At 60.2% G+C, this 24,289-nt stretch carries 19 protein-coding genes; 7 read left to right on the top strand and 12 right to left on the bottom strand.

Annotated elements, in window-relative coordinates; genetic code table 11:
• The 12 genes from DMO26_RS00165 to DMO26_RS00110 form a co-directional block, all read right to left on the bottom strand.
• A complete protein-coding gene (locus DMO26_RS00165) occupies positions 1–927 on the bottom strand; it encodes a hypothetical protein (protein ID WP_162894640.1) in 927 nt (308 codons plus the stop codon).
• Positions 928–1,118: 191 nt separating this feature from the next.
• Positions 1,119–1,643 carry an invasion associated locus B family protein gene (locus DMO26_RS00160; RefSeq protein WP_162894639.1) on the bottom strand — a complete coding sequence of 175 codons (525 nt, stop codon included), beginning with the start codon at positions 1,641–1,643 and terminating at the stop codon, positions 1,119–1,121.
• Positions 1,644–1,832: 189 nt separating this feature from the next.
• Positions 1,833–2,759 carry a GlcNAc-transferase family protein gene (locus tag DMO26_RS00155; protein WP_117189990.1) on the bottom strand — a complete coding sequence of 309 codons (927 nt, stop codon included), beginning with the start codon at positions 2,757–2,759 and terminating at the stop codon, positions 1,833–1,835.
• A 17-nt stretch (positions 2,760–2,776) separates the two neighbouring features.
• Positions 2,777–3,361: an invasion associated locus B family protein gene (locus tag DMO26_RS00150; RefSeq protein ID WP_162894638.1), complete on the bottom strand. Its 585-nt coding sequence runs from the start codon at positions 3,359–3,361 to the stop codon at positions 2,777–2,779.
• A gap of 105 nt (positions 3,362–3,466) precedes the next feature.
• Positions 3,467–6,214 (bottom strand): autotransporter family protein, encoded by a 2,748-nt coding sequence (locus DMO26_RS00145; RefSeq protein WP_162894637.1) that lies wholly within the window; start codon positions 6,212–6,214, stop codon positions 3,467–3,469.
• A 317-nt stretch (positions 6,215–6,531) separates the two neighbouring features.
• Positions 6,532–7,845 carry an HlyD family type I secretion periplasmic adaptor subunit gene (locus tag DMO26_RS00140; protein WP_117189987.1) on the bottom strand — a complete coding sequence of 438 codons (1,314 nt, stop codon included), beginning with the start codon at positions 7,843–7,845 and terminating at the stop codon, positions 6,532–6,534.
• Positions 7,832–9,670, bottom strand: coding sequence for a type I secretion system permease/ATPase (locus DMO26_RS00135; protein ID WP_117189986.1), 1,839 nt, complete (start codon positions 9,668–9,670; stop codon positions 7,832–7,834). Before DMO26_RS00135 ends, DMO26_RS00140 begins: the two co-directional genes overlap by 14 nt.
• 9 nt (positions 9,671–9,679) lie before the next feature.
• The gene (locus tag DMO26_RS00130; RefSeq protein WP_117189985.1) at positions 9,680–10,453 is read right to left on the bottom strand and encodes a hypothetical protein; all 774 of its coding nucleotides are present in this window, start codon (positions 10,451–10,453) and stop codon (positions 9,680–9,682) included.
• 85 nt (positions 10,454–10,538) lie between these two features.
• On the bottom strand, positions 10,539–13,136 hold the full coding sequence (locus DMO26_RS00125) for a TonB-dependent receptor (RefSeq protein WP_226951137.1): 2,598 nt from the start codon (positions 13,134–13,136) through the stop codon (positions 10,539–10,541).
• Positions 13,137–13,333: 197 nt separating this feature from the next.
• Positions 13,334–14,341 carry a FecR family protein gene (locus tag DMO26_RS00120; protein WP_162894636.1) on the bottom strand — a complete coding sequence of 336 codons (1,008 nt, stop codon included), beginning with the start codon at positions 14,339–14,341 and terminating at the stop codon, positions 13,334–13,336.
• 33 nt (positions 14,342–14,374) lie between these two features.
• Positions 14,375–14,887, bottom strand: coding sequence for an RNA polymerase sigma factor (locus DMO26_RS00115; protein WP_117189983.1), 513 nt, complete (start codon positions 14,885–14,887; stop codon positions 14,375–14,377).
• A 244-nt stretch (positions 14,888–15,131) separates the two neighbouring features.
• A complete protein-coding gene (locus DMO26_RS00110) occupies positions 15,132–16,058 on the bottom strand; it encodes a LysR family transcriptional regulator (protein WP_117189982.1) in 927 nt (308 codons plus the stop codon).
• A gap of 124 nt (positions 16,059–16,182) precedes the next feature.
• Here DMO26_RS00110 and DMO26_RS00105 point away from each other — a divergent pair, with 124 nt between their 5' ends.
• Genes DMO26_RS00105 through DMO26_RS00075 form a run of 7 tightly spaced genes read left to right on the top strand, consistent with a single transcriptional unit; the run spans position 16,183 to position 24,279 of the window.
• Positions 16,183–17,103, top strand: coding sequence for an ABC transporter permease (locus DMO26_RS00105; RefSeq protein WP_117189981.1), 921 nt, complete (start codon positions 16,183–16,185; stop codon positions 17,101–17,103).
• A 9-nt stretch (positions 17,104–17,112) separates the two neighbouring features.
• Positions 17,113–17,952, top strand: coding sequence for an ABC transporter permease (locus tag DMO26_RS00100; protein ID WP_117189980.1), 840 nt, complete (start codon positions 17,113–17,115; stop codon positions 17,950–17,952).
• A gap of 40 nt (positions 17,953–17,992) precedes the next feature.
• A complete protein-coding gene (locus tag DMO26_RS00095; protein WP_117189979.1) occupies positions 17,993–19,573 on the top strand; it encodes an ABC transporter substrate-binding protein in 1,581 nt (526 codons plus the stop codon).
• A complete protein-coding gene (locus DMO26_RS00090) occupies positions 19,570–20,409 on the top strand; it encodes a creatininase family protein (RefSeq protein ID WP_117189978.1) in 840 nt (279 codons plus the stop codon). Before DMO26_RS00095 ends, DMO26_RS00090 begins: the two co-directional genes overlap by 4 nt.
• Positions 20,406–22,058 carry an ABC transporter ATP-binding protein gene (locus DMO26_RS00085; RefSeq protein WP_117189977.1) on the top strand — a complete coding sequence of 551 codons (1,653 nt, stop codon included), beginning with the start codon at positions 20,406–20,408 and terminating at the stop codon, positions 22,056–22,058. Before DMO26_RS00090 ends, DMO26_RS00085 begins: the two co-directional genes overlap by 4 nt.
• Entirely contained in the window at positions 22,055–22,732 is a 678-nt protein-coding gene (locus tag DMO26_RS00080; RefSeq protein ID WP_117189976.1) for an RraA family protein, read from the top strand. The genes DMO26_RS00085 and DMO26_RS00080 overlap by 4 nt, the downstream gene beginning before the upstream one ends.
• Positions 22,732–24,279, top strand: coding sequence for a gamma-glutamyltransferase (locus DMO26_RS00075; RefSeq protein ID WP_117189975.1), 1,548 nt, complete (start codon positions 22,732–22,734; stop codon positions 24,277–24,279). Before DMO26_RS00080 ends, DMO26_RS00075 begins: the two co-directional genes overlap by 1 nt.
• Positions 24,280–24,289 lie beyond the last annotated feature (10 nt).

The raw sequence follows: 24,289 nt of genomic DNA, 5'->3' as shown, positions 1-24,289 counted from the left end.
TCAAACCCTGTTTTCGAAAACACGGGCGTGCATGCGCCAGAAACCGCCATGGAGCTCACCGAACCGCTCTTCGGTCATGTGGCCGTTCTTCCAGAGAGTATTGGTATTCTGACAAATATACCGTTTGATGATCTCGGCTTCTTTCGAATGCGAAGCCAGCCAGGCATCGACTTCATAGGCTATCCACTGTCGACGATCGTTCATTTCCTCGGGTCCGAGGTAAGTCTTGACGACGAAATCCGCGCGAGCCGGAACGGAGAGCCGCCAGCCTCGGCGGCCTTGCTTGGTGATCCTGGCATAATCTCCTACGATCGCACCCTGAGGCCTCTCGACAAACGTTCCGACCAGCAGACCGTTCTCGAAGGGAATATGCATCTCGGCGTCTGCCAGACTTGCAGGCCTCTCGTGCAAGGCAAGCGTGGGCAGGATCAATGTATCCACAAGCCTTTTACCGATGGCGCGCACCGCAGTCTGCTGATTGCCGCCTCTCTGGAGGAGGCGATGCGCGGCGTGCTCGTAGAAGCTCATCAACGTGTCCTGGGCGCGCAGGCTGATTTGTTTGCGATCACCCCAGGCTGAAAAGACTGCAATCTTCATGAGTCGATTGGTGGTTCCCTCAACCTCGACGGGATTGATCCAATATTGGAGGATCTCATAGGAACCGGATTGCGGCCGGCCGGCCGTCGGTCCGACTACTTCAATTGCGGAATACAATGGACTGAAAGCGGCGGATGATTGCTCGCCGAGATCCGCCGCAAGCTTTTGCATCTCACCGAGGGTGAGGCGGCTGCGTTGGCGGAAACGTGGTTCCACTCCTTCGAAAAAGGTCCTCAGCACATCTCCCGTATGCTGCCGCAGGGCGTTGCGAAGCGCCCTCGTTTCCGTGCGCACGAGCCCTTTCGAAAGAGTTTCATCAACTGTCACCACGAAACACTCGCTATGCTCCGCAATCGATATAGCCTTTGCTAAAGGATATCCGGCAGCGGAGCAAAAACTATCGGCTTTCCGTTCCCAGTCCTCTCGTCATGAAAAGAGGTATTCCGGTTTCCCGATTCAAGCCGATTCAAAGGAACTGTCGATCTGCGCCGGGCGCGGCCCGGCAGTTCGTTTCGCCGAGATTAACTGTTGCGTTGGTTGATAAGCTCCTTCAACCTTTCGGCGATGAAGCCGAAGCCTGCAAGCGGAATCTTGTAGCTGATCGGCTTCCGGCTCGAAGCGACAATCGCATGGATGCCCAGCATTTGCCCCTCGCGAAGGGCCAGGACGCTTGCGGCGTCCCAATTCAGGCTAACTACACTCCCATGACGATTAACGGACTCGAAGGAAAGTTTCCCGCCTAACGGCATTTCATCGATCCTCAGCCTCACGCCATCGGCGGGACGCAGGCCGTTTGGAAGAAGAAGCCTTCCGACCAGGTGGCCGTTCGTCAGCCAACCGAGTTCGATGAGCAGGTTCGACAGCACCTTCATGGGCTCAACGTGCCTGAACTGCATGACAGGCACCTCCTTTCTGCCCATGAAAGCGATTGTCCAGACGGAGATGGTTGTCCCCGTCGAGGCGTTGTTTTCCGCTTTCAGAACAGGCAACCCTGTGGCCGTGCTCGAAAGCAATGAAGCTGGTGGCGTGACAATGCGTTCGGTCATTGGCATTCCCTCCTTTTCGCTGTCAGGGGAGCCAGACGCCCGTCGTCTGCCCGGCAGCAGTCTCTATGGATCGGGACAGATCTCGCGCATCGTGCACGAGGAGGCACTGTTGGTGCCAGCACATGCAATCATCATGTCCGTTATCCGATCTTGTTCCGATTTTAAGACGTGCAGGCGTTTCATGCCGTCTCAATCCTCCAGTTGCAGGCCGCTCAACCGCAGATAATCGACGATCGACTTCACCGCTCCGATGCCATAAACGCCGGTCAGCCTGCCTGAGATAAGATCCGCGAGACGACGATGGGCGCGGGTACGCAGGTCGAGCCACTTTTCCCGACGCCTTTCCTCAAATCGGGGGTCCCAGTGGAGTGGCGCCTCTCCATCCGCACGGGTCTTGTAGAGGTGATAGAGAGGAACCTTGTTCGGATGCCAGATGTCCCATCCGCGACTGAAGGCGCGGATCGAGATGTCCTGTTCCTCGCCATGGAAGTAGAGATAAGGATCGTAGGGGACCTCCTCGACAAAGCGTCCGCGCGTGAACAGGAAAGCGGCGGAGATCTGAAAGCCGGGCAGGTCCCGGTCTTCCTTCGAATTGTAGGCGGCGAACTTCATCACCGGATCCGAAAGCTTCAGGACCGGGTCCTTCGGCACCAGCTTCAGCGTCGAGACGGTGAAGCGCTTTCTGCTGATCGTCCCATCGCCGTCGATCTCGAACGCGAACGGACGAGTGGACAGGATGACCTTGTCGTTGCCGTTCGCAGCCGAAACGGTCTCCAGCGCCTCGATCAGCGTAACGTCCCAGTCGGGATCGAAGAGCGTATGGGAGTCGATCTGAAAGAAATAACCCTCACCGGCATAAAGCGTCATCGCCATTGCGCGGGCCCAGCAAGCCCCGCGGGAGTGATGCGGATCGATATGAAGGTAGGCATTGCGCCATTCCCCTGTGGGAAGCTCGCTTTCAACCGAAGTGACGTTCTGGTCTACAATGCCGAAGGAGAGCCGCTGCGGATGTCGCGCCATCTCCAAGGCGCTACGGATGGTGAACGTCAGCATCGGATCGCAGAAGCTGGCGATGCTGACGAATATCCTCTGCTGATTGACGATGCCGGATTGCATGGCGGGAAATCGACTTTCTATGCCTTCGCCAGCGTCACCGCCCGGTCCTGTGCTGCGGCAAAACCCTTCAGCGAGACGCTGAGACCGACGTTCTGGCCGGTGTCATGAGCTTTGGTGACCAGCCTCAATACCGTCCCGGCGCGCAGGGCTTTGACCATGGCCGCGTCCAACGACAACGGCACGATACAGCCTGCTGGCAGGCAGGTGGTGAAGGCAAGCGGCTTCGATACGGCGCCATCGTCGATCTGCAAGGTCACACCGTCGGCTAGGCGCAGCCCGAAGGGCAAGACCAATGTGCCCTTGATTTCATTCGCGGAAATGGAGCTCAACTCCATCGCCAGAACCAATTGATCGGTATCCTGCCTGCGCTGCTGCTGCGTCATGACGCAAAGCCGGCCCTTGTCGCTTGCCGAGCAAAGCACGACCCAATCCTGATAGCTTTCATTGAGCGAAGAAGCGCCGTTCGGAAGCGTAGATGAGCTGGTCTGCGCCAGGACTTGCGCGCTGGTCGGGGTTTGCGTTTGTGCGTGCGCCATGAATTTCTCCATATTGACGGCCACCAAAAACGAGAGGGCGATTATTGCGATGATGCGTTTCTTCATGGCCGAAATCCTGTCTTCGTCTGGGCCGAAAATGCGGGTATCCATCGACAGCCGCGTTGGCAAACAGTTGCCGGCGCAGGCCCTCTCGCCGGCATATGGGACTCATCAGAATTTTACCCTGAGCTTGGCATTGACGCCGTGCTCATAGGCGTTCGAGCCGACCTGACCGGTGTAGGTGACGCCGAGGGTCGATTGCGGGGTGACGGCAAAGTCGATTCCCGCTTCGATCAGGGCGGTATTCTTGTCGATCGGCGTACCGGACGTGGTGAAGCTGTCGCCGCTAGAGAAGCGGGCGGTCGAGAGCATGTCGGTGTCGCCGAATGCGTGTCTCCAGCCAAGCGTTCCCCGCGCCACCGCGGCAATGCCGCCAAGATCGAAATTGGTCGAAGCGCGCAGGCCAATCGTCGTGAAGGTCGTGTCCACGGACTGCCCATCCACGGTCAGGGCGGCTATGCCACCGGTCTCGGTGAAGCCATCCGTCTTCAGATGCGCATGGGCAAGGTTGACGAAGGGCTCGAAGGCGGATTGGCCGACGTCGATACGGTAGCCGAGTTCACCGAAGACGTTCAGGCTGCTGGCATCATAGTCGCCGGAAAGCGTCTCGCCTAGAAAGGAGATGGTACGCTGCGTGTCGATCTTGTGCCAAGTGTAGCTCAGGCCGGAGCGGAAGGAGAGCGCTCCGAACTGCGTTCCGGCATAGGCGCCGAGATGATAGTTGTCGCTGTTTCCGTCTGAAGTGGCCGTATCGAAGGAGGAACGACTGTAGCCGGCAAAGGCACCTGCTCGCCACGAATCGGTGAGGAAACCGTCGGCGCCGATCAGGAAGCCGCCGGTGGAGATGTCAGTGTCAAAGCCGCCGTTCTCTCCATCGATCTTGCCCCAGGAGCCGAAGCCGCTGCCCCAGATCGCGAAACGTTCGGGATCGAAGCGTTCGGCGGATCCCTTCTCATAGGCGGCGAAGCGGTCGTCCTTTACGGGCTTCTTCTCTTCCGCATAACCGAGCACCGGAACGGGCGGCGCGGCCACGCCTTCGGATACGGCGCGGATGCGGTTGTTGATCGCCGTGCTGACCGCCATCGTTCCCTGAACCAGCGCGCTCTGTGTCGAAGCATGCGCCTCGCCGGAGAGCTGCTGGAAGGCTGCGCGGGCAGCCTCCTCGGTCGGCACATTGGCAACGGCCCACCATAAGGCGCTGCCCTGATCGAGTGAATCCAGCGCCGACGCAACGGCGGCCTGGTTCGGGTTGGCGGCTACCGGTTCGAAGATGCCGGGCGCTTCCGTCGGTGCTTCTGTAGGGGGCTCAGTTGGAGCCTCGGTGGGAGCTTCCGTCGGTGCTTCCGTGGGGGGCTCTGTGGGAACTTCTGTCGGCGCCTCTGTGGGAGCTTCGGTTGGCGCCTCCGTGGGAACCTCGGTTGGCGCTTCCGTTGGAGCCTCGGTGGGAGCTTCTGTCGGTGCTTCCGTGGGGGCTTCTGTCGGCGTCTCTCCCTTCAGAGCAACCCTGACATACGCATTGTTGCCGTCGGACGTCGTTGTATAGGTCAGAAAGGCGGAATCCTGCACCGGCGCAAAATTACCCGTGAGGCCACCCGCCGATGTGATGATCGTATATGTGTGGCCCGCACCGGAATAACTGACATAGTCGCCCTGACCGCCAAGCGCCGTCACCTGCAACTGCGAGCCGCTATTGATCGTCACCGTGCCCGCGACGTTCAGGAGGTCGCCGCTATGGTCGGACGCCACATGCACGGCGTAGATCGAGCCGCTTTCGAAGACGACATTGCCCGCGACGCTCAGCGTGCCGGTGGCCTCGGCCAATCCGGGCGCCAGCCGGCCGCCCGCACCGATTGTTGTCACCGAACCCGCCGTGCCGACCGTCCCGGTGCCGCCGAGAATACCCGCATCGGAAACATTGAAAATGCCGCCAAGCGCCCCATTGACCAACAGAGTGCCGCCGGTGGTTCTCGTCGTCCCTGCAAAGCTTGAACTATCGCCCGTCAGGAGCGTGACGCCGGCAAGATGGCTGATCGTCGCCGCACCCGTGCCGCTGGTCAAAGCCGTGGCGAATGTATAGTTCGCGCCCGTGTGGTTGAAGACGAGAGTACCGGTACCCGATCCGAATTTGATGCCGCTCGTCGAACTGATCGTGCCGGCTGCTGCCGCCGCCGCGCCGGCTGCCGCTCCGATGTTCAACGTGCCGATGCTCGTTGCGCCATTGGCGATCGTCGTCAACCCGCTCGCCGCCACGTTCGCCCCGCCGGCGATCGTCAAGGTGCCCATGCCATTGTTGCCGATACGCAGTGTGGCCGTACTCAAAGAAGAGCCGGCTCCTGTCACATAAAGCGTGCCGTTGCTGGCGGGCCGGGGATTTGTACCGGTTGTCGCGGCATTGTTGCCGATGTAGACGAAAACGCCCGAGCTGACACTTGCTCCATCGGAAATAACCGTGGTACCGGTACCATATGTCCCCACCGACAATGTGGTGGTGAGCGACAGCGACGAACCGCTTCCGGTAACGGTCAACGTGCCTTGCGAGCCTTGTTGATGGCCAACATTCACGTTGACGCCATCTTTCACCTTTGCGCCATTGGAAATGGTCAACGAACCCGTTCCGTAAGCACCAACGCTGATGGATGACGCCGTGTTGGTGCTGGGGCTGATGAGAGACCATGTCGCGCCGTTTGTCACCGTCATCGTGCCGACCGAGCCCGCCGTACCGGCGACGGTAGCGGCACCGGTGGCCAGCGTCGCCCCGCCGGTAACCGTAAGCGTACCGTTATAGTCGGTCACCCCGGCAAGCATTGGGTTCGTGCCGAGATCAAGCAACCTGGCCAGGGCGTTTCCGCCGTTGATCACCACATTGCCGCTGTTGGCGATATAGACGGAAGCTTGGTCACTCGGGGTGACACTGTTGATCCAGTTCCCGGCCGTATACCAATCGCCGGTCCCTGCGCCCCCGTTCCAAGTTGCCGCACGCCCCGGGGCGGCCGCAGCAAGGACAGATACCAGAAATACCGCGCTGCATCGCAAGCGCCGTTTGGTTTGCGTCAGGCAACCCCTCGGGTGCTTCCCTCGTGATACGGTCGGCCCCACCGCCTCTTTCACCCTACCTGTCATTTCATCCCTCAACTTCTACCTGCAGAACCGCATCATGCGGCCTCACTAAATCACTGTTATTCTTCTCGAAACGCCCGGCTGACCTGGTCGGAAAGCGGTTTCACGAGAAAGGAGAGCGCAGTGCGCTCACCGGTCTGGATCATCGCTTCCGCCGGCATTCCGGGCATGAGCGTCAAACCCTTGAGCTTCGCCAGTTCCTCATGGGAGACAGAGAGGCGCGCGAGATAGTAGGATTGTCCGGTCCGCTCATCGGTAGTGAGATCGGCTGCGATCCGCCCTACGTAACCATCGAGCTCCGGCGTCGTGCGGAGATTGAAGGCCGACATTCGCAGTACGGCCTTGTGGCCAAGCTGGATCTGGTCGATGTCCTTGGGTGCGATCTGCACTTCCAAAGCCAGCTCGTCGCCTTGAGGAACGACCAGCATGATCGGATCGGCAGGGGTGACGACGCCACCCACCGTGTGCACGGCGAGCTGGTGGATGATCCCGGCCTGCGGTGCGACGATATCGATGCGCCGCAGTTCGTCTTCAGCCGCGATCTTGCGCTCGACATATTCGCCCAGCTGTGCCTGGACCTCCCTAAGTTCCTGGCCGACTTCCGTCTTGAGATCCTGATCGATCTGCAGAATTTGCAGCCGAGTTTCGGTGATGCGCCCGGCGCTCTGCGCCTGATAGGCGATCTTCTCTCCCCGCTCGCCGCCATAGGTGGCCGCCTGCGTCTTCAGGCCGTTCAGGCGCTGAACGGAGACGATGCCTTGTTTATGCAGAACCTCCTGGGAGGCGATTTCGGATTCCAGAACATCGAGGCCGCTTGCATAGGCGATCTCCTGCGCCTTCAAACCCTCGATTTCGTGCTCATATTGAGCAATGCGTTCCAGAAGCTGCGCTTTCCTGCTCCTGCGCGATTCCTTGCGGAATTCGAAGAGCCGCCGTTCGCTGTGAATCGCCGAGGCCACCTCGCGATTGTCCTGCCGGACGAGCAGCCACTCCGGAAAGGTGATCTCTTCCTGGTCGTCGCGTTCAGCCTCGAGGCGCGCCAGCCGGGCGGCGAGTTCATCCAGCCGCTTTGTGACAATCGCAAGATTGGCACGGGTTTGGGTGGCATCGAGCCGCATCACGATATCGCCGGCCTTCACCTCATCGCCCTCATGGACGAGGATTTCGCCCACCACACCGCCTGTGGGGTGCTGCACCTTCTTCACGTAGGAATCGACAACGAAATGCCCCGACGCGACGACGGCGCCGGAAAGATTCGTCACCGCCGCCCAGGCCCCCGCCCCACCGATGAGGGCCACACTCGCAAGCAAGGCCGCTATCAGATGACGGCGGATGGAGGCCGTGACTTCACGGTGCCGCTCAATGCTGGACATCAGGACCCTCCGTTCCCTTATCGCCTTCGGCATCGTTCGCCGGGGCGGGGTTGGCGATCACGCGCAGCGGCGCGATGTTGGAGGCTGTCGCGGGAAACCCCCTTCCTGCCGGAAGTTGGGAGGAAGCCGCGGCCTTCAGGACTTTGGAAAGAATTTCGTCACGCGGACCGAAGGCTTTCTGCCGTCCGCCTTCCATCATCAGCACCAGATCCACGACGCCAATGGCGCTCGGACGATGCGCGACGACGACCGCCAGGCCCTTGCGTTCGCGGATGGACGCGATTGCCTTGACGACGGCGGCTTCGCCCTCGGCGTCGAGATTGGCGTTCGGCTCGTCCAGCACAACAAGGAACGGATCGCCGTAAAGAGCGCGGGCGAGACCGATGCGCTGGCGCTGGCCGGCAGAAAGCGCCGACCCTGCCTCTCCGATCCGCGTTTCGTAACCTTTCTCGAAACGCAGGATGAGTTCGTGGGCGCCCGCGGCCTTCGCTGCCGCGACAATTGCTTCAGCGTCAGGATTTTCATCGAAGCGAGAGATGTTTTCCGCGATCGTACCGTCGAAAAGTTCGACACCCTGCGGCAGATAGCCGATATGGCGACCGAGCAGTTCACCATTCCACTGGTCGAGACTTGCACCATCGATGCGCACTTTACCCCCAGCCGGCGACCATGCGCCGACCAGAATACGCGAAAGCGTCGACTTGCCGGAGCCGGACGGGCCGATCACTCCCAACGCGCTTCCGGCGGGGACGGCGAATGATATTCCGATAACGGTCGGCTTCTGCTCGCCGGGCGGCACTATGGTGACGTTCTCGACCCGTAGTTCTTTCTCTGGCCGCGGCAGGCTCATCACGGATGGGCCTGCCGTGACTTTCGAAAGCAGCTCTTGCAGCCGGGACCAGCTCTGGCGAGCCATTAGAAACGGCTTCCAGGAGCTTATTGCCAGGTCGACGGGGGCAAGGGCCCTTCCCATCATGATCGAGCTTGCGATCATGATGCCGCCCGTCGCCTGCTGCGTGATGACCAGATAGGCACCCACGGCGAGGATGGCGGATTGCAGCAGCATCCGGAGCGACTTTGATATGCTTCCGAGGCCGCCCGCGACATCACCAGTGCGGCGATTGGCGGCAAGATAATCGTCGTTCGCCTTGTGCCATCGTTGCTCGAGCCGGCGCCCAAGGCCCATGGCCTGCACCACTTCGGCGTTGCGCCGGCTGGCCTCCAACAATCCGTTGCGAGCCATGTTGTGCGCGATCGTGTCGCGGATAGCCCTTTGCGACAACGTATTGGTCAAAAGAGTGAGCGACACCAGGATGATCGCACCAGCCAGGGCCGTAATGCCGATCCAAACATGAAACAGAAAGCAGATGCCGAGATAGAAAGGCATCCAGGGCAAGTCGAAGAAAGCGGTAGGGCCATTGCCGGAGAGGAAACCCCTGACATTGTCGAGGTCGCGCAGCGGCTGCAGCCCATCTCCCTGCATGGGTGTCACGAGTGGCAGACGGATGACGCCCTCATGCACTCTTCCGGAGAACTGACCGTCGAAACGCTCGCCGATCCGCAGCAGCACGCGCCCGCGAACGATGTCCAGGAGGGCGGAGAACGCATAAAGCGACGATGCCAGAACGGCAAGCCCGATCAGCGTAGGCACGCTGCCGCTTGCCAATACGCGATCGTAGACCTGCAGCATGAAGAGCGGCGAGGTCAACGCGAGCAGGTTCACGACGCCGCTGACGAGCGCAATTCCCGCCACGCTGCGTTTTAAGGGAAAGGCAACCGCCGCAGCATTACGCTGCGACGGAGCCTGTTTGGGAGAGCCAAACATCGATCGATCTTAGACGAAGAAGAAGTCGCTGGAATCCAGCTGAGCCAGGGTGAAGTTTTCGATCGTCACCGTGTCTCCGGCGCTATGGGTGATCACCACGTCACTCCCGACCTGCGCGGCCGCCGAGGAAACCGCCGTGTAGTTCGCAAAGACTGATGTGCTGAACCGGATATGATCCGTGCCGTTTGCGAAGTCGGTGATGACATCCTCGCCGATCGTCGTGGAGAGGAAGGCGAAGGTGTCCGCACCGCCGTTGCCGGTGAACGCGTCATCGCCGGCAAAGCTGTATTGTACATCCGCGCTGCCGGTACCGATCTGCTCGGTGCCCTGCTCGGCAAGATAGGAGAACAAGCCGGGCCGCACGGTCCCGAAGACGTTCTGATCTGCAAAGCTGCCGTAGTTTGACAGGATGTAGATGCTGTACGTGAATGCGGTGGTCAGGCTCGCATTGGTGAGGTCGAGCACCAGGCCCACCTGGTCGAGACCGAAGGACGTCGCACTGGCATCATAGATGCCCGTTCCGAACGTCAGAGCCTGAATGTTACCGGCGAAGTTCCCCTGGGTATAGGTGAAGTCTTCCCCGCTGAGGATCACTCCGGATTCCGTGCTCCCCTCGGCTGAGGCTGCGTCGGCATATTTGTCGCCAGCACCCCATTGATCGTAGGGCTGGGTCGAAGAATTGAAGTACCCATGACCCCGATAGCTGTCGTTGGCAGCCCATGTGGCAAAATACGCAAGCAGATCGTTACTGTAGCCATCCTGCTGTTCAATCCTGACTGACATTTTATCACTCCTTTTAGGGTTTACTTCCTCTTGTCATCCGCTTTCCAGCGGATCTCGATCCTGCGGCCGAAGCCGGAGGAAGCCGTCAGAACCTGAAGTTCAATGAAGCCGTGACCGTCCTGCCGGGCGCCGGCAGGTCGCCGGTGCCGAGCGATGGCACGTAAGCGAGATCGGCAACGTTATTGACCGCGAAACGCAGCTTGGCGTTCTCACTGAAGGCCCAGGAACCGTAAATATCGTAGACGGTGTAGTCCTCGACTTTGTAGGCGGATGTATCTCCGCTCTTGCCACCGGAGGAATGGGTGGCGCGACCGCCAAGCGTCAGCCGTTCATCGAACAGGCGAACACCCGCATCAAAGGTGACCCGCATGTCGGGCGGCACGAACAGCGTATCGGAACTCAACTTATCCCCGGGGTGCAGGATATTCCCGGTGTTGGGATCAGAGCCTCGGATACCTCGATAGGTGTAGGTGTCGGCATAGTCGGTCTTGAGGTAAGTCAGCGAGGCGCCGGCGTAGAAAAATCCAACGTCATAATTGGCTTCGACTTCGATGCCTTTCATCGTGGTCTCGTCATCGAGATTGACAAAGGACGTGTAGGCTCTTTGGCTTTCGTCCCGGTAGATCGTCCCAAAGGCGATGTAGTCGTCGACCCTTCGATGAAAGCCGACCACCTTCAGGCGAACCTTGTCGTCTGCCGAGACAAGTCCGTCCTGGCTGACATTGACGCCGACTTCGAACGTGTCGGCCCGTTCGGCCGTGAGGTCGACATTCGGCGCAAAGCCGGTCGGCGCGCTGCCGATATAGTGCTGACCACCCCAGAGCTGCTCCATCAATGTCGGGGGGCGGAACGTCTTGGCATATTTCACGAAGGGCTGGATGCCGTCCCACGGCTGCACTGCGACCGTCAGCGACGGCAACAAAGCTCCGTCGGACTTGTCGATATCGACATCATATTTGGTGTAATCGGTCCACGGAAAAGGAATGCCGGGGAATGATGTGCACCATGAGCCGCTCTTGTACGGTTCGAATGCGCAATCGGAGCCAGGATGGATTCTCGTGTTGAACCCTACGAAAGAGCCTGTCCCCTGAATTTCATACCAATCATAGCGGAGGCCACCGGTGACGCTCAGCCAGTCGGTCGGCTCCAGCTTCGCGGTGGAAAATACGCTGACAACATCCCGAGTGCCCGTCGGGTTGGGGCCTGTCAGGCCGGCCGCGTCATCGAGCCCGGTCGCGCCATTGATATGGTGGACGTCGATGCTGGTCTTACCGTCGTCATGAAATGCCTCCACGCCGTAGTTGAGCGTGAGCGCCCCCAGGGACGTATCGAACAGACTGGTGTTGTCTATGCTTCCGCCCAGCGTAGCAAGTTGATAGTGAGCGGGCGTCTCGATCAGCGTATTGACCAGAAGCTGGTCGTATTCCTGATCGTTCTCGACATGATTGTAATAAAATCTGGCCCTCAGGTCGATCAGGTCGCTGTCCGGATCCCAATGCAGATTGGCCGTAACGGTATTGTTGACCACGTCGGAGATGGATTCCTGCGTGCCGCCCGCCAAATCGCCCGCAATGATGTAACCACCGGTGCTGAAACTCGAATTGTTGCGCAGCCAGCCAACGGTAAGATCAAGGTCGTCGGTGAGTTGAGCCTCCGCCTTGAGGATCGAGGATTGGACTTCGGAACCGGTGAAGATCGGAACGTTGTCGGAGGTGGTTTCCGGGTTGAGTTCAAGATCGCCGTGTTCACCGATCTCGTAAGCGCCGATCTTTTTGGCGCTATAGCCGCCTAGGATCGAGAAACTATCGGAAAGCCGAACCGCAGCGGCAAGGGAACCATCATACTTGAATTCATTGGTGCCGGTTGTGCCGTTCAGTTCGACACCCCAATCCCTGCCCTCCTGGATCAGGTCATCCGCGACGATCGTCCGAAAGTCCACCGAACCGCCGAGATTGCCGGCGCCGCCGACGCCGGAGCCACCCATTTTTTCGATATCGATCGTGCGGACGAATGCCGTGTCCACATAGACGCGCGAGGTCGTCCCATGGCCCGCCATCTGAAAATTCTGGCGCGCGCCGTCGATCATGGTGACAATGCGGTTCTGGTCCTGCAGGCCACGGATGTTGACGGAGATGCCAGGATCCTGGCCAGCGGAACGGTTTGCATAGACACCGGCGACATTGTCGAGCAGATCCCGGGCGTTGCGGGAGGGTGCATTCTGGATCGCCTCGCGTGACACCACGCTGACCGATCCGGGGGTCTCGTAGACCCAATCAGGCGTTCCCTGGTACCCGGAACCTGACGAAGAATTTCGGCCGCTTTTTATGACGATCGGTTTCAGGACGGTGGAATCTTCGTCATTGACGCCGGCATCCCCCACTCCTCCCGGCATCACGATACTGGCCGAGCGCGGACCTGTTACGCGATATTCCAATCCGGTTCCCGCCAGAGCCTGCGTCAGGGCATTGGCTACGGAATGCCGGCCGCTGACGGCCTGCGTACGGATGTCGGAGGGAACCTCGCCCGCAAAGAAAATGCGCCAGCCGGATATCGCGGTAATTCGCGCCATCGCGGATTTCAGGGGCATCGGCTGAATGTCGAAGCTGTAGGTGGTGGCTTCCGTGAAGCCGGAATCTGGTCGTGTCTGCCCGAATGCCGGTATCGCCAGCGCCGTCGATGCCAACAGCAGAGAGGCCGCATAAATTCCGCCTCGTCTCCTGCTTACGCAATACGCCATATTGAAGTGCCCCCTGCCATCTCATTTTCACCGTTACCGGTAGGAGGCATTCATCCCTCCCATGAGATAAAACAAACGAGCCCGTCAAAAGCGAACTTTTTCAATCAAGTTTTTTTACCTGGAAGCCCAACAGACAAAAATTCTTAGAAAATGACAATAATCCAAGGAGTTACATTGTGCGCCCGAGTTCCCACCGTCGCTGCGAGGGCGCGCAGAGTTTCCTCGGCACTATCCGTTGGAAAGCTTCCGGAGACGATTTGGGCACCGGTGCTGCCGCGAACCACGATGGTCGCTGGAATGTACCTTTGCAGCGTCGCGATGATCCTGCTGAGGGGTCGCCGGTCGAACACGACCTGTCCCCTCATCCAGCCAAGTTCGAGGTTGAGATCCACTTTGCTGACGCCTCCGACCTTTCCGCCTTCGACGACAACCTTTTCAGAAGGTCCCAACGAAGCGAAATGCTCCGACCGATCTCCGACGACCTTGACGGAACCGGTCTCGACGGTAACCGAGACATCGTCACCCTGGTTGTCGATGTCGAATGTGGTTCCCGTCACTTCGACCTGGCTCTCTCCCGCGCTGACGATGAACCGGGCCTCCAGCCCGGGTTTGACCCGGAAGAATGCCTGCCCCCTCAGGACTTCCACGTTCCGGTGCCCTTTTTCGGAAAAATCGAGAGCCAACGCCGTATCCGCTCCGAGCACCACCGTCGAACCATCAGGCAAAGCATAGGAGAGACTTTCGCCGCGCCTCGTCGTGACATCGGCACGCCAATCCTGCACGAAAGCGGGATCCTTCAGCCATATCGACAATCCGACCACCAGTACGGCGCAGGCGGCGACCGCCCACCCGGCAAAGGCCGGGATCGTTCGTTGCGGCTTCAATCTCTCACGACAGTCATCACGCTCTGCGACACGCGCTGCGGGTTCACGCAAGAGTCGCCAAAGTTGGCTCGCTTCGTCATAGGCCCTTCGATGCTGCGGTTTTTCTGCCAGCCAGCGCTGCAAGGACAATTCAAATTCAGGCGTCGAATTCTTGTCGCGTCGAGCCAGCCACGCATACGCCGCCCTCCGATCGGCGCTGGTAAGGGTAGTGAATTGCGCGCTCATCTCTTCATGTGCCACTTGATGATGTTGTTCCTCTTCACGCACGTTTCACGCAATATCCTTCTGCGATCTGAATGATTAGGGAGCAAGGTAGTCCTCCAGCGCGGACCGGCAATGTTCCATGGCACGGACCAGGTGCTTTTCGACGGCCCGTACCGATATGCGCATCTCTCGCGCTATATCAGCATTGCTGTCGTCATGCAGGCAGCGGCGAATGAATATTTCGCGCGTTCGTCCCGGCAGTTTGGCCAACGCTTCTTCCAGCACGAACATCGCCTCCGCCCCTTCAACCTCGTCGTGAGAAGAGGGCCGCACGGGCGCAATCTGCTCGACGACCAGACTGGACAGGATGCTTGATCGGCGATTGATCCCCTGACGGTAGTTGTACGATTCATTCCGCGCGGCAGCAAAGAGAATTTTCGTACTCTCTTCCTCGTTTTGCCGCCCTTCGGTCGCCAATAGTTTGGTGAACACGGTCTGCATGATATCCGCAGCTGCGTCCCGGTCATGGACGCGGCGGAAAATCATCCGCTCTATCTGCTTCCGGTGCAAAGCAAACAAGCGCGCTATCTGCTCCTTCCAAAGGGTCATGAAAAAAGGGACGCTCCATCCCGATTGTCTCGAACGATCGACCGTGCTCTTGGGGAAAACATGAAAAATCTTTCGTAGAAAATGCTGCTTGTGCGGCTATATCAGCGCACAATTCAGCCGCCAAATAAAACATGATTGATTTAGTATCCTTTATGGGGATAGGAAAAGCAACACATCAGGCTGATGCCGAGCGTCACAAGCCGGGGTCCGGACTGCCGGTGGATAAGGTTCAGCCCAGATTGGCTCATTGCTGACGATGGCTCGCAGGCTCGCCCTTGATTGCGGAAACCCGACGTGTCGCCTCCACAAAGTCGAGCACGATTTTCGATTTCTCCGCGGCCTGCCAGGCGACGAGCAGTTCGACTTCGGCAGGAATGTCGTGAAGCGGCCGATAGATCACATAGGGGCTGGAATTGTGGGCCAGCCAGGCCGGCGCGATCGCCACGCCCACACCGGCTGCGACCAACGTCCCGATCGCCAGCGTATGCGATACCTCCTGAACGACGACCGGATAGACTCCTGCCCTGCGCAGCGCATCCATGATCGCGTGGTAATAGCTCGCACCGATGAGAGGCGCATAGGTAATCAGCGGCTCGCCGGCGAAATCCCTGACCGTCAGGTCGTCCTTCCGCGCCAATCGATGGTCTTTGGGAAGCGCCGCAACGAACCCTTCCTGCAGGATATGTTCTGTCTTCAGGAAGCCGGCTGGGTTGGTTGGGCGGATGAAAGCCACGTGTATCTTGCCGCTCTGCAAGAGCTCGAGTTGCTGCGCGGTACCGAGCACTTGCACGTCGACGGTCATCGCCGGATAACGCTTTCGGAATTCTGCGATGACCGGCGGAAGAACATGGGAAAGCGCCACATGCACCCCACTGACGGAAATCGTTCCGCTGTCGTCGCCGGAAATGGAACGGGTGTGCGTGACCGCCCGGTCGATGCCCCCTAGGATTTCCTGGGCGTGGCGCAGGAAGATTTCTCCGGCCGGCGTCAGCTCGACGTGGCGGGTGGTCCGCCGAAACAGCGGTGTGCCGAGCCTCTCTTCAAGCTGGCGGATTTGCTGGCTGAGCGGTGCCTGCGCCATGCCGAGCTTGTCGGCCGCGCGACTGAAATGCAGCTCTTCGGCAACGCAGGCGAAGTAGTGAAGGTGACGAAATTCGATGCCGTATTTCATATTCAGAACATATCAATGGTCCTGCGATTTTGTAATAGATAATAATTTATTGCCGTGATTAGTTTTCAAAAAACGACATAAAAATTGGAACAGCTGGGACAATCGGTCCTGAAACGGTGCTTTGATGACGCGTTTCTGGTTGTTGAAAGTCCTGCGGACCGTGCTGACGCTGTGGTTCGTGGTGACTTTCACATTCGTGGTTTTGAGAACGTCGGGTGATCCAGTCGTAGCGCTCGTCGGCGCCGACGCCACGCCCGAGGAAATCGAGCAGTTCCGCGCTCTCTGGCGCCTCGACGATCCGCTTTGGGTCCAGTACGTCCGTTATGTCATGCAGATGTCGATGGGTCAGTTCGGCATTTCCTATCGTGATGGGCGCGAGGTGATCGACATTATCGCCGAGCGGGTGCCTTGGACGCTGATGCTCGGTTTCTTTTCCTATATCGGCGCAATCCTTATCGGCGTTCCGGCCGGCATCGTCGCCGCTATCAAGCGAGGCTCCACGTTCGACAATCTTATCATGGCGACCGCCGTCTTCGGCTTCGCGTTGCCGAACTTCTTCCTCGGCATCCTGATGATCCTCCTGTTCTCACTGACGTTGCAATGGCTGCCGAGTTCCGGTACCGGCACCTTCACGCACCTGATCATGCCGGCCGTCACGCTCGCCACCTTCACGGCCGGCACGCTCGCTCGCTTCACCCGCTCGGCCATGCTGGAGGTGCTCGACAAGCTTTATATCCGGGCAGCGGCCGCCAAGGGCGTGGGTTACTGGAAGCGGATCATATTCCACGCACTGCCGAATGCCAGCATTCCGCTCGTTACCATCATCGGCCTCAATCTGGGCGAACTCATCGGTGGCGCGATCGTGGTAGAAACCGTCTTCGCCTGGCCGGGTGTAGGCCGGCTTCTGGTGACGGCGGTCTCGTCGCGCGACCTCGCCGTCGTACAGGGCCTCGTTCTGATCATGGCCTGCACCATGGTGCTCGCCAACCTCGTTGTCGACTTGCTTTATGGCCTGCTCGACCCGCGCATCCGCGTACAGAACTGAGGCGGTTGGATGAAGCGTGTTTCCCCCATCCTCGTCTTCGCGATCATCGTTCTGACGGTTGCCGTGTTCATGGCGGTCGTCGGTAACGTCTTCACGCCCTACGGCATGTCGCAGCAGAACCTGCTTGCCCGCCTGAAGCCACCGGCCTTTATGACCGGCGCCAACCCTAACTTCCCGCTCGGTACCGACCGCATCGGCCGCGATATGGTGGCAAGGCTGATCGCCGGCCTGCAGATGTCGCTGTCGGTGGCGATTGCAGGCACGATCATCGGAGCCGTCCTGGGCTCGGCGGTTGGCTTCATCGCCGCGCATTTCCGCGGCTGGGTCGGCGAGGCACTGATGATGCTTGTCGATTTCCAGGCATCGCTCCCCTTCATCCTGATCACCCTGACGCTGCTTGCCTTCTTCGGCAACAGCATGACGCTGTTCATCCTCCTCATGGGCCTGTTCGGCTGGGAAAAATACGCCCGCCTTTCGCGCGGCGTGGTCCTCTCCGCGATCAACCAGCCCTATGCGAAGGCGATCGTCGCACTCGGCGCCGGCAACGGCCGCCTCTACCTCAAACACGTGCTGCCGAACGTCGCGAGCGCCCTGATCGTCCAGGTGACGCTGACGTTCCCCCAGATCATCCTTCTGGAAACCTCGCTGAGTTTCCTGGGGCTTGGCATCCAGGCCCCGCAAACCAGCCTCGGCCAGATCCTCGGAGACGGCCGCGACTATCTCTCGACCGCCTGGTGGATCTCGGTCTGGCCCGGCCTGGTCATCTTTCTCGTCACTCTTTCGATGAGCATCGTCGGCGACTGGCTGCGCGACCGTCTGGACCCGATGCTGCGCGCCCGAACAACCTGAAATGCCGCTTCAACATAAAGAACCAAGAGAAGGTGGAACGATGTTTACAAGGCGTGAAGTTGGAAGTCTCATCCTGGGGGCTGGTGCCCTTTCCATGGTCGGCAGCATGCCGAAAAAGGCCGCCGCCGCGGACCGTCCGTCGCTGACGATCGCGGTCGACAATCTCTGGGCCAATATGGCGACGATCAACGGCATTTCGACCACGTCGCGCCGTATCTTCCCGAATTTCTACGACAACCTCGTCGATCGTGACTACATCAACGACGAGAACGGCCTGATCTTTGCGCCGAAGCTCGCCACCAAATGGGAGCAGAAAGGCAATGTCTGGAGCTTCACTCTGCGCGAGGGCGTGAAATTCCACGACGGCACCGAGATGACCGCCGAAGACGCGGTCTTCACCTTGTCGCCCGAACGCCTCTGGGGTCCGAAACCCTTCGAACCGCGCGGCAAGACTTTCACCGCAGGCTTCAAGCGTGTCGAGGCGACCGGCAAGTACACGTTCGAGATCGAGACGGAAAGGCCTGATCCGAACATTCCGAGCAAGCTCACCGGCTATATCGGTTTCGTCGTTCCGAAGAAATATTACATGGAAGTGGGCGTGGATGGCTTCGGGCAGAAGCCGATCGGCACCGGCCCATACAAGGTAACGACCTTCCGTTCCGGCGAAATCATGGTGCTCGAAGCCTTCGACGACTATTGGGACGGCCCGCCGCCGGTCAAGCAGATCTCCTGGAAGATCGTGCCGGAATTTGCCGCCCGCATGGCCGGTCTCGTGTCGAAGGAATTCGACTTCATCGTCAACATCCCGACTGACCAGGAAGCCACGCTCGAAGGTTACAAGGGCGTCACGCTGAAGCGTGTTCTTGCCGATAACTATCCGGCCTTCGCGTTCAACACGCGCCCCGACCCGGCGGACAATCCGCTTGTCGACCCGAACCTGCGCTATGCCATGGTGCAAGCGATCGACATGAACGCAATCGTCCAGGCGCTCTTCAACGGCACGACCGAACATCCCGCCGTTCCCTTCAATTTCAAGGAATACGGGAAGTTCTACGATCCCAACCTCCCGGTGAAGCTTCCTTATGACGTCGCGGCCGCCAAAGCGCTGGTGGCCAAGACGAAATACAAGGGCGAAAGGCTGCGGTGGCACATAACCCGTCAATTCTACCCGAACTACGAGGCTGCTGCCGAGATCATGGTCGAGCAGTGGCGCGAGATCGGCGTCAATGTCGACGCGATCGTGCTCGACAATTTCGAGCTTGTCTATCGCCGGCCCTTCCATCTCATGAACATGTCGATGAGCTCGGACTTCATCCCGGGCGATCCCTACCAGCCACTCTGGCTCGACTGGGGTCCGACGGCCTCGCGTTCCACCGCCACCTGGAAGACCTGGGATCCGTCGCCGGAATTCATCGAACTGGGCAAGAAGTTCGATGCCACCGTCGAATTCGAGGACCGCAAGAAGGCATACCTCGCCCTTTCCGAGGAATGGCAGCGCATCACGCCCGGCTTCTACCTCTGGAAGAGCGTCTATAACTGCGCCCACCGCGCCGGCATCGACTTCAAGTTCAAGCCGAACGGCGAAATGCGCATCTACGGTGACTACTTCAAGTTCGTATGATGGTGAGCACACGCAAACACGCGCTGAAGGACATGACGTTCGCGGAATTCCGCGAACGTCTTTCCGAAAAGCCTGTCATCCTTCTCCCCTTCGGCAGTCAGGAAGAACAGGGGCCGCACGCTCCGATGGGCGATTTCATGCTGACGGAAGCCGTGGCGGCGAAAGTGGCGGAAGCCTCCGGTGCGATCGTCGCCCCGACGATCCCGTTTGGGTGGGCGGATTTCTTCAAGACGATCCCGGGCGGCATCCAATTGCGCCCCTCGACATTCTCAGCGGTCGTCGAGGATACGATCAGCGCCTTCCTCGAACACGGGATCGAGCATATCCTGGCCCTCAATGGCCATACCAGCAATGCACCGCTCTTCGACCAGACGCTGAGGCGTATCCGCACGGAGCGCGGTATCTCGGTTCCCTTCATCAATCTCTGGCAGTCGATCCCCGAGGCGCTGTGGAAGGAACTGCATGGGACGCAGGCCGCCGCCGCGCGCGGCCATGGCGGCGAACCGCTGACGTCGATCTACCTGCATCTCTTCCCGGATCTGATGCGCATGGATCTCGTCAAACCATCGGTGCGTGGCAAAGCCTTCGGATTGCCGAGCGGCGGGGTCAACAATGTCCAGTTCGAAGGCATGCCGGTGCATGTGCAGTTGGACTGCCACGAGGTGAACGCCGACGGCATGCTGGGCGGCGATCCGCTGCTCGCCAGCGCGGAGAAAGGAAAGAAGATGGTCGACCATCTCGTCGGTTTCTGCGCCCGCTTCGTTGAGCACATGCGCGGCTGCGACATGCGTTCGATTTCTTCCTCCCCGCAACGGCAAGCGAAGGCGGCATCATGAGCAGCGAGCGGCTTTCGATCGAGAACCTCGACGTGCCGCTGCCGGAAGGCGCCGACCGGCGGCTGGCGGTGCAGGGTTTGAACCTGACCATCAGCAAGGGCGAGATCCTATGCATCGTCGGAGAATCCGGCTCCGGCAAATCACTGACGGCGCTTGCCGCGATGAGCCTCCTGCCCCGCAATCTCGGCAGGCCTTCGGGCAGGGTGATGTTCGAGGGTAAGGACCTGCTGACGATCGACGATACGACCCGCCGCAGCATCACCGGCCGGCGCATTGCCATGATCTTCCAGGAGCCGATGGCGGCGCTGAACCCGATTTTCCGGGTAGGTGAACAGGTGTCGGAAGCGTTCCGCATCCACACTCGTCTTTCGGCGGCGGAAATCCGCCGGAAGGTCATCGACCTCTTTCGCGAGGTTCAGCTTCCCAATCCCGAACAGATCTACCATTCCTATCCGCACCAGCTTTCCGGCGGCCAGTGCCAGCGCGTCATGATCGCCACAGCACTTGCGCTGGACCCGTCCGTTCTGATCGCCGATGAGCCGACCACCGCGCTCGATGTCACCACCCAGGCGCAGATCCTCAAGCTGATGCTGGAGCTTCGCGCCAAACACGAAACCGGCATTATTTTCATAACCCATGACTTCGGCGTGGTTGCCGAGATCGCCGATCGTGTCGCCGTCATGCAGATGGGCAGGCTCGTCGAGGTCGGCACGCGCGACGCGATCCTCAATCACCCGAAAGCCGACTACACCCGCCGGCTGCTCGCCGCCGTGCCGACGCTGACGCCGCGCAAGGAGCGCGAAGGGCTGGGCAATCCGGTGCTGATCGCCAGGAATATCGTGAAAACCTTCACCCGCTCCAGCCTGTTTGGCGGCGGCCGTACCGTGAAAGCGGTCGACGATGTGGATATCACCATCCGCCGCGGTGAAACCCTCGGCCTCGTTGGAGAATCCGGTTCGGGCAAGTCGACGCTGGCGCAATGCGTCATCCGGCTCGTCCAGCCGGAAAGGGGCGACATCCTGATTTCGGGCGGCGATTTCGCCGGGCTTTCAGGCAGTCGACTGCGTGAAGCGCGCCGCAAGGTGCAGATTGTCTTCCAGGACCCATACACGGCGCTCGACCCTCGTCAGAAGGTCGGCGACGCGATCGCCGAGGGGCCGACCATCCACGGCCTCGACCGCAGGGCGGCAATGGTCCGCGCTCTCGATCTTCTCGAAGCATGCGGCCTCGACAGAGCATCCGCCGACCGTTTCCCTCACGAATTTTCCGGCGGTCAGCGACAGCGCATCTGCATTGCCCGAGCGCTTGCCGTAGAACCGGAACTACTGATCGCCGACGAGAGCGTCTCGGCCCTCGACGTTTCGGTGCAGGCACAGGTGCTGAAGCTTCTCGCCGACATGCAGGCGCGGCTCGGCTTCGGCATCCTGTTCATCACCCACGACCTGCGTGTCGCAAGCCAGATCTGCGACAATATCGCAGTGATGAAGAACGGCAGGATCGTCGAACGAGGCGATCCCGCCTCGCTCTTCGGCACGCCGAAAGAAATCTACACGAAGGAACTGCTCGCCGCCGTACCCGGCAAGGGCTGGCAGCGTCACGCGGTTGAAAACAAGGCCGGAGAGCCAAAGCTCCGGGAGGAAGCACCATGAAGAAATACCAGATCGGCCCCACGCCGAAACAGGTCGACATCGAACTGATCCGCAAGTTCGAGAGTGTCGAGGTGGCGACGATCGGCCATTTCCGCCATCGCGGTTTTATGCACCACTCGATCACACCGGTGGTGGAACCGGGTAAGACCCTGGTTGGCACCGCAGTGACCGTGGCGATCCCGGCAACCGATTCCACGCTTCTCCACCACGCAATAGGATTCCTTCGTCCCGGCGATTTCCTCTTCGTCGACCGGCTCGGCGACGACCGGCATGCCTGCATCGGCGGCGGCGTCGCCTTTGCGATCAAGACGACGGGAGCGATCGGCGTCGCAATCGACGGCCCCTGCACGGATGTGGAGGAAATCGTCGAACTCGGTTTGCCGCTCTGGTGCCGTGGCGTCTCGGGCATCACCACCCGCCTCAACGATCTCGGCGGTGCGCTGAATCTCCCCGTTTCCTGCGGCAACGTACCTATCCTGCCGGGCGACGTCGTTATCGCCGATGCAAGCGGCATTGTGGTGATCCCGATCGATGAGGCGGAAGAAGTCGCCGAGGAGGCGATGGCGCGGCAGGTCCGCGCCGGCCGCAACAAGCCCAAGATCGAGGCCGGCGAGAAGCTCGGCGACCTCTCTGGCGCAAGCCGCCTCGTGGCCTCCGCCTTGGAGGCCCAATAGTGGAAAACCCGCATTATAATCACCTGCGCGTCGAGCGCGGCATCTATCGCAAGGTGGCGGGCGTTAGCGAGCGCGGCGTCGTCACCTCCCAGCACTACGCGGCGGCCGAGGCTGGGGCGGCGGTTCTGGCAGCAGGCGGCAATGCCGTCGACGCCGCAGTAACCGCCGCCTTCACCTTGCAGACCGTCGAGCCATGGATGACCAGCCTCGCCGCCTGCGGCTACATGCTGCTCGCCCAGCCGGACGGCAAGGTCGAGGTCGTCGAGTTTACTGGCCGCGTCCCGTCGCACTTCGATGAGGAATTCTACAAGCCCGATCCGACCATCAAGACCTTCATCGGTCATCCAGCCTCGATCGACAACCGCAACGTCCGAGGCTTTACCGCAGCCGTCGTGCCCGGCTGCGTGCGTGGCTTCGCGGAAGCATTAAAGCGATATGGCACGATCGGTTTTGACCGAGCCCTGACCCCGGCCGTCGAGCGGGCCCGCAAGGGCATGTACGTAGACTGGCACACGACGCTGGCGATCGCCATCGCCGAGGCAGACCTTGCAGCCGATCCCGGCACGCGTGCGATCTTTCTGCCTGGCGGGCATCCGCCGGAACCGGGGACGACACTGCCGCTCGAACAGCTTGCCAAAACGCTGGAGCAGCTCGCTCATGAAGGCCCTGACAGCCTCTATGGCGGCTCGATCGGCGAGAAATTGGTCGCAGATCTCAACGCTGGCGGCAGTTCCATCACGCTGGAAGACATGGCGAACTACCAGCCCCTCCTCTATCCATCCAGGACCATGCCGCTGCAGGGCAAGACCGTGCACGTGGCCGGGGAAACCAGCGCCGGCCAGCGGCTCTTCGACGCGCTCGATCACTTCGACAGGAAGCGCGGCAAAGGCCCGGTCGACACTGGTTTCTTCACAGTCATGGCCGAAGCCCTCTGGGAAAGTTTCGGCGCGCACCGCAAGCGTCTCAACCCGGCGGAAACCAATGGCAAGACCAGCACGACGCAGGTCAACGCGGTGGATTCCGAGGGCCGCATGGTGGCGATTACCTTTACCCTCCTCAATCGTTTTGGCGCCCGTGCTCTGTCGCAATCAACCGGCATCCTGCTCAACAACGGCATGTCCTGGTTCGACCCGACGCCCGGCCGCGCCAATTCGCTGCAACCCGACGCCTATGCGCCAAGCAACATGTGCCCCGTCGTGATTACCGACAAGGACGGTCCCTTTGCCGCCTATGGCGCCGCCGGCGGCAACCAGATCGTCCCGTCACTCGCCCAGCTCACCGGCATGATGCTCCATGCCGGGCTCGATATCGAAGAGGCGATGAACACACCTCGCATGACGACCGGCCCGCATGGCGACATCATCGTCAATATCGACATGCCAGCCGACCAGATCGCGGCGCTGGAAAAGATTGCCAAGGTGAAGCCGGCCGCAGCGGTCGTGTACCCTCGTCCCTTTGCCGCGCCGGGCATGGTCGGCCGCCGCGGTGAGACGTTCGTTGGCATGCCCGACATCACCTATCCAGCCGCTTACGCCGCCACGGCCTGAATGAGGCTAT

Origin of the sequence: Rhizobium terrae (assembly GCF_003425685.1) — a bacterium.
Taxonomy (GTDB): Bacteria; Pseudomonadota; Alphaproteobacteria; order Rhizobiales; family Rhizobiaceae; genus Neorhizobium; species Neorhizobium terrae.
This window is presented reverse-complemented; position numbering and strand designations above follow the sequence as displayed.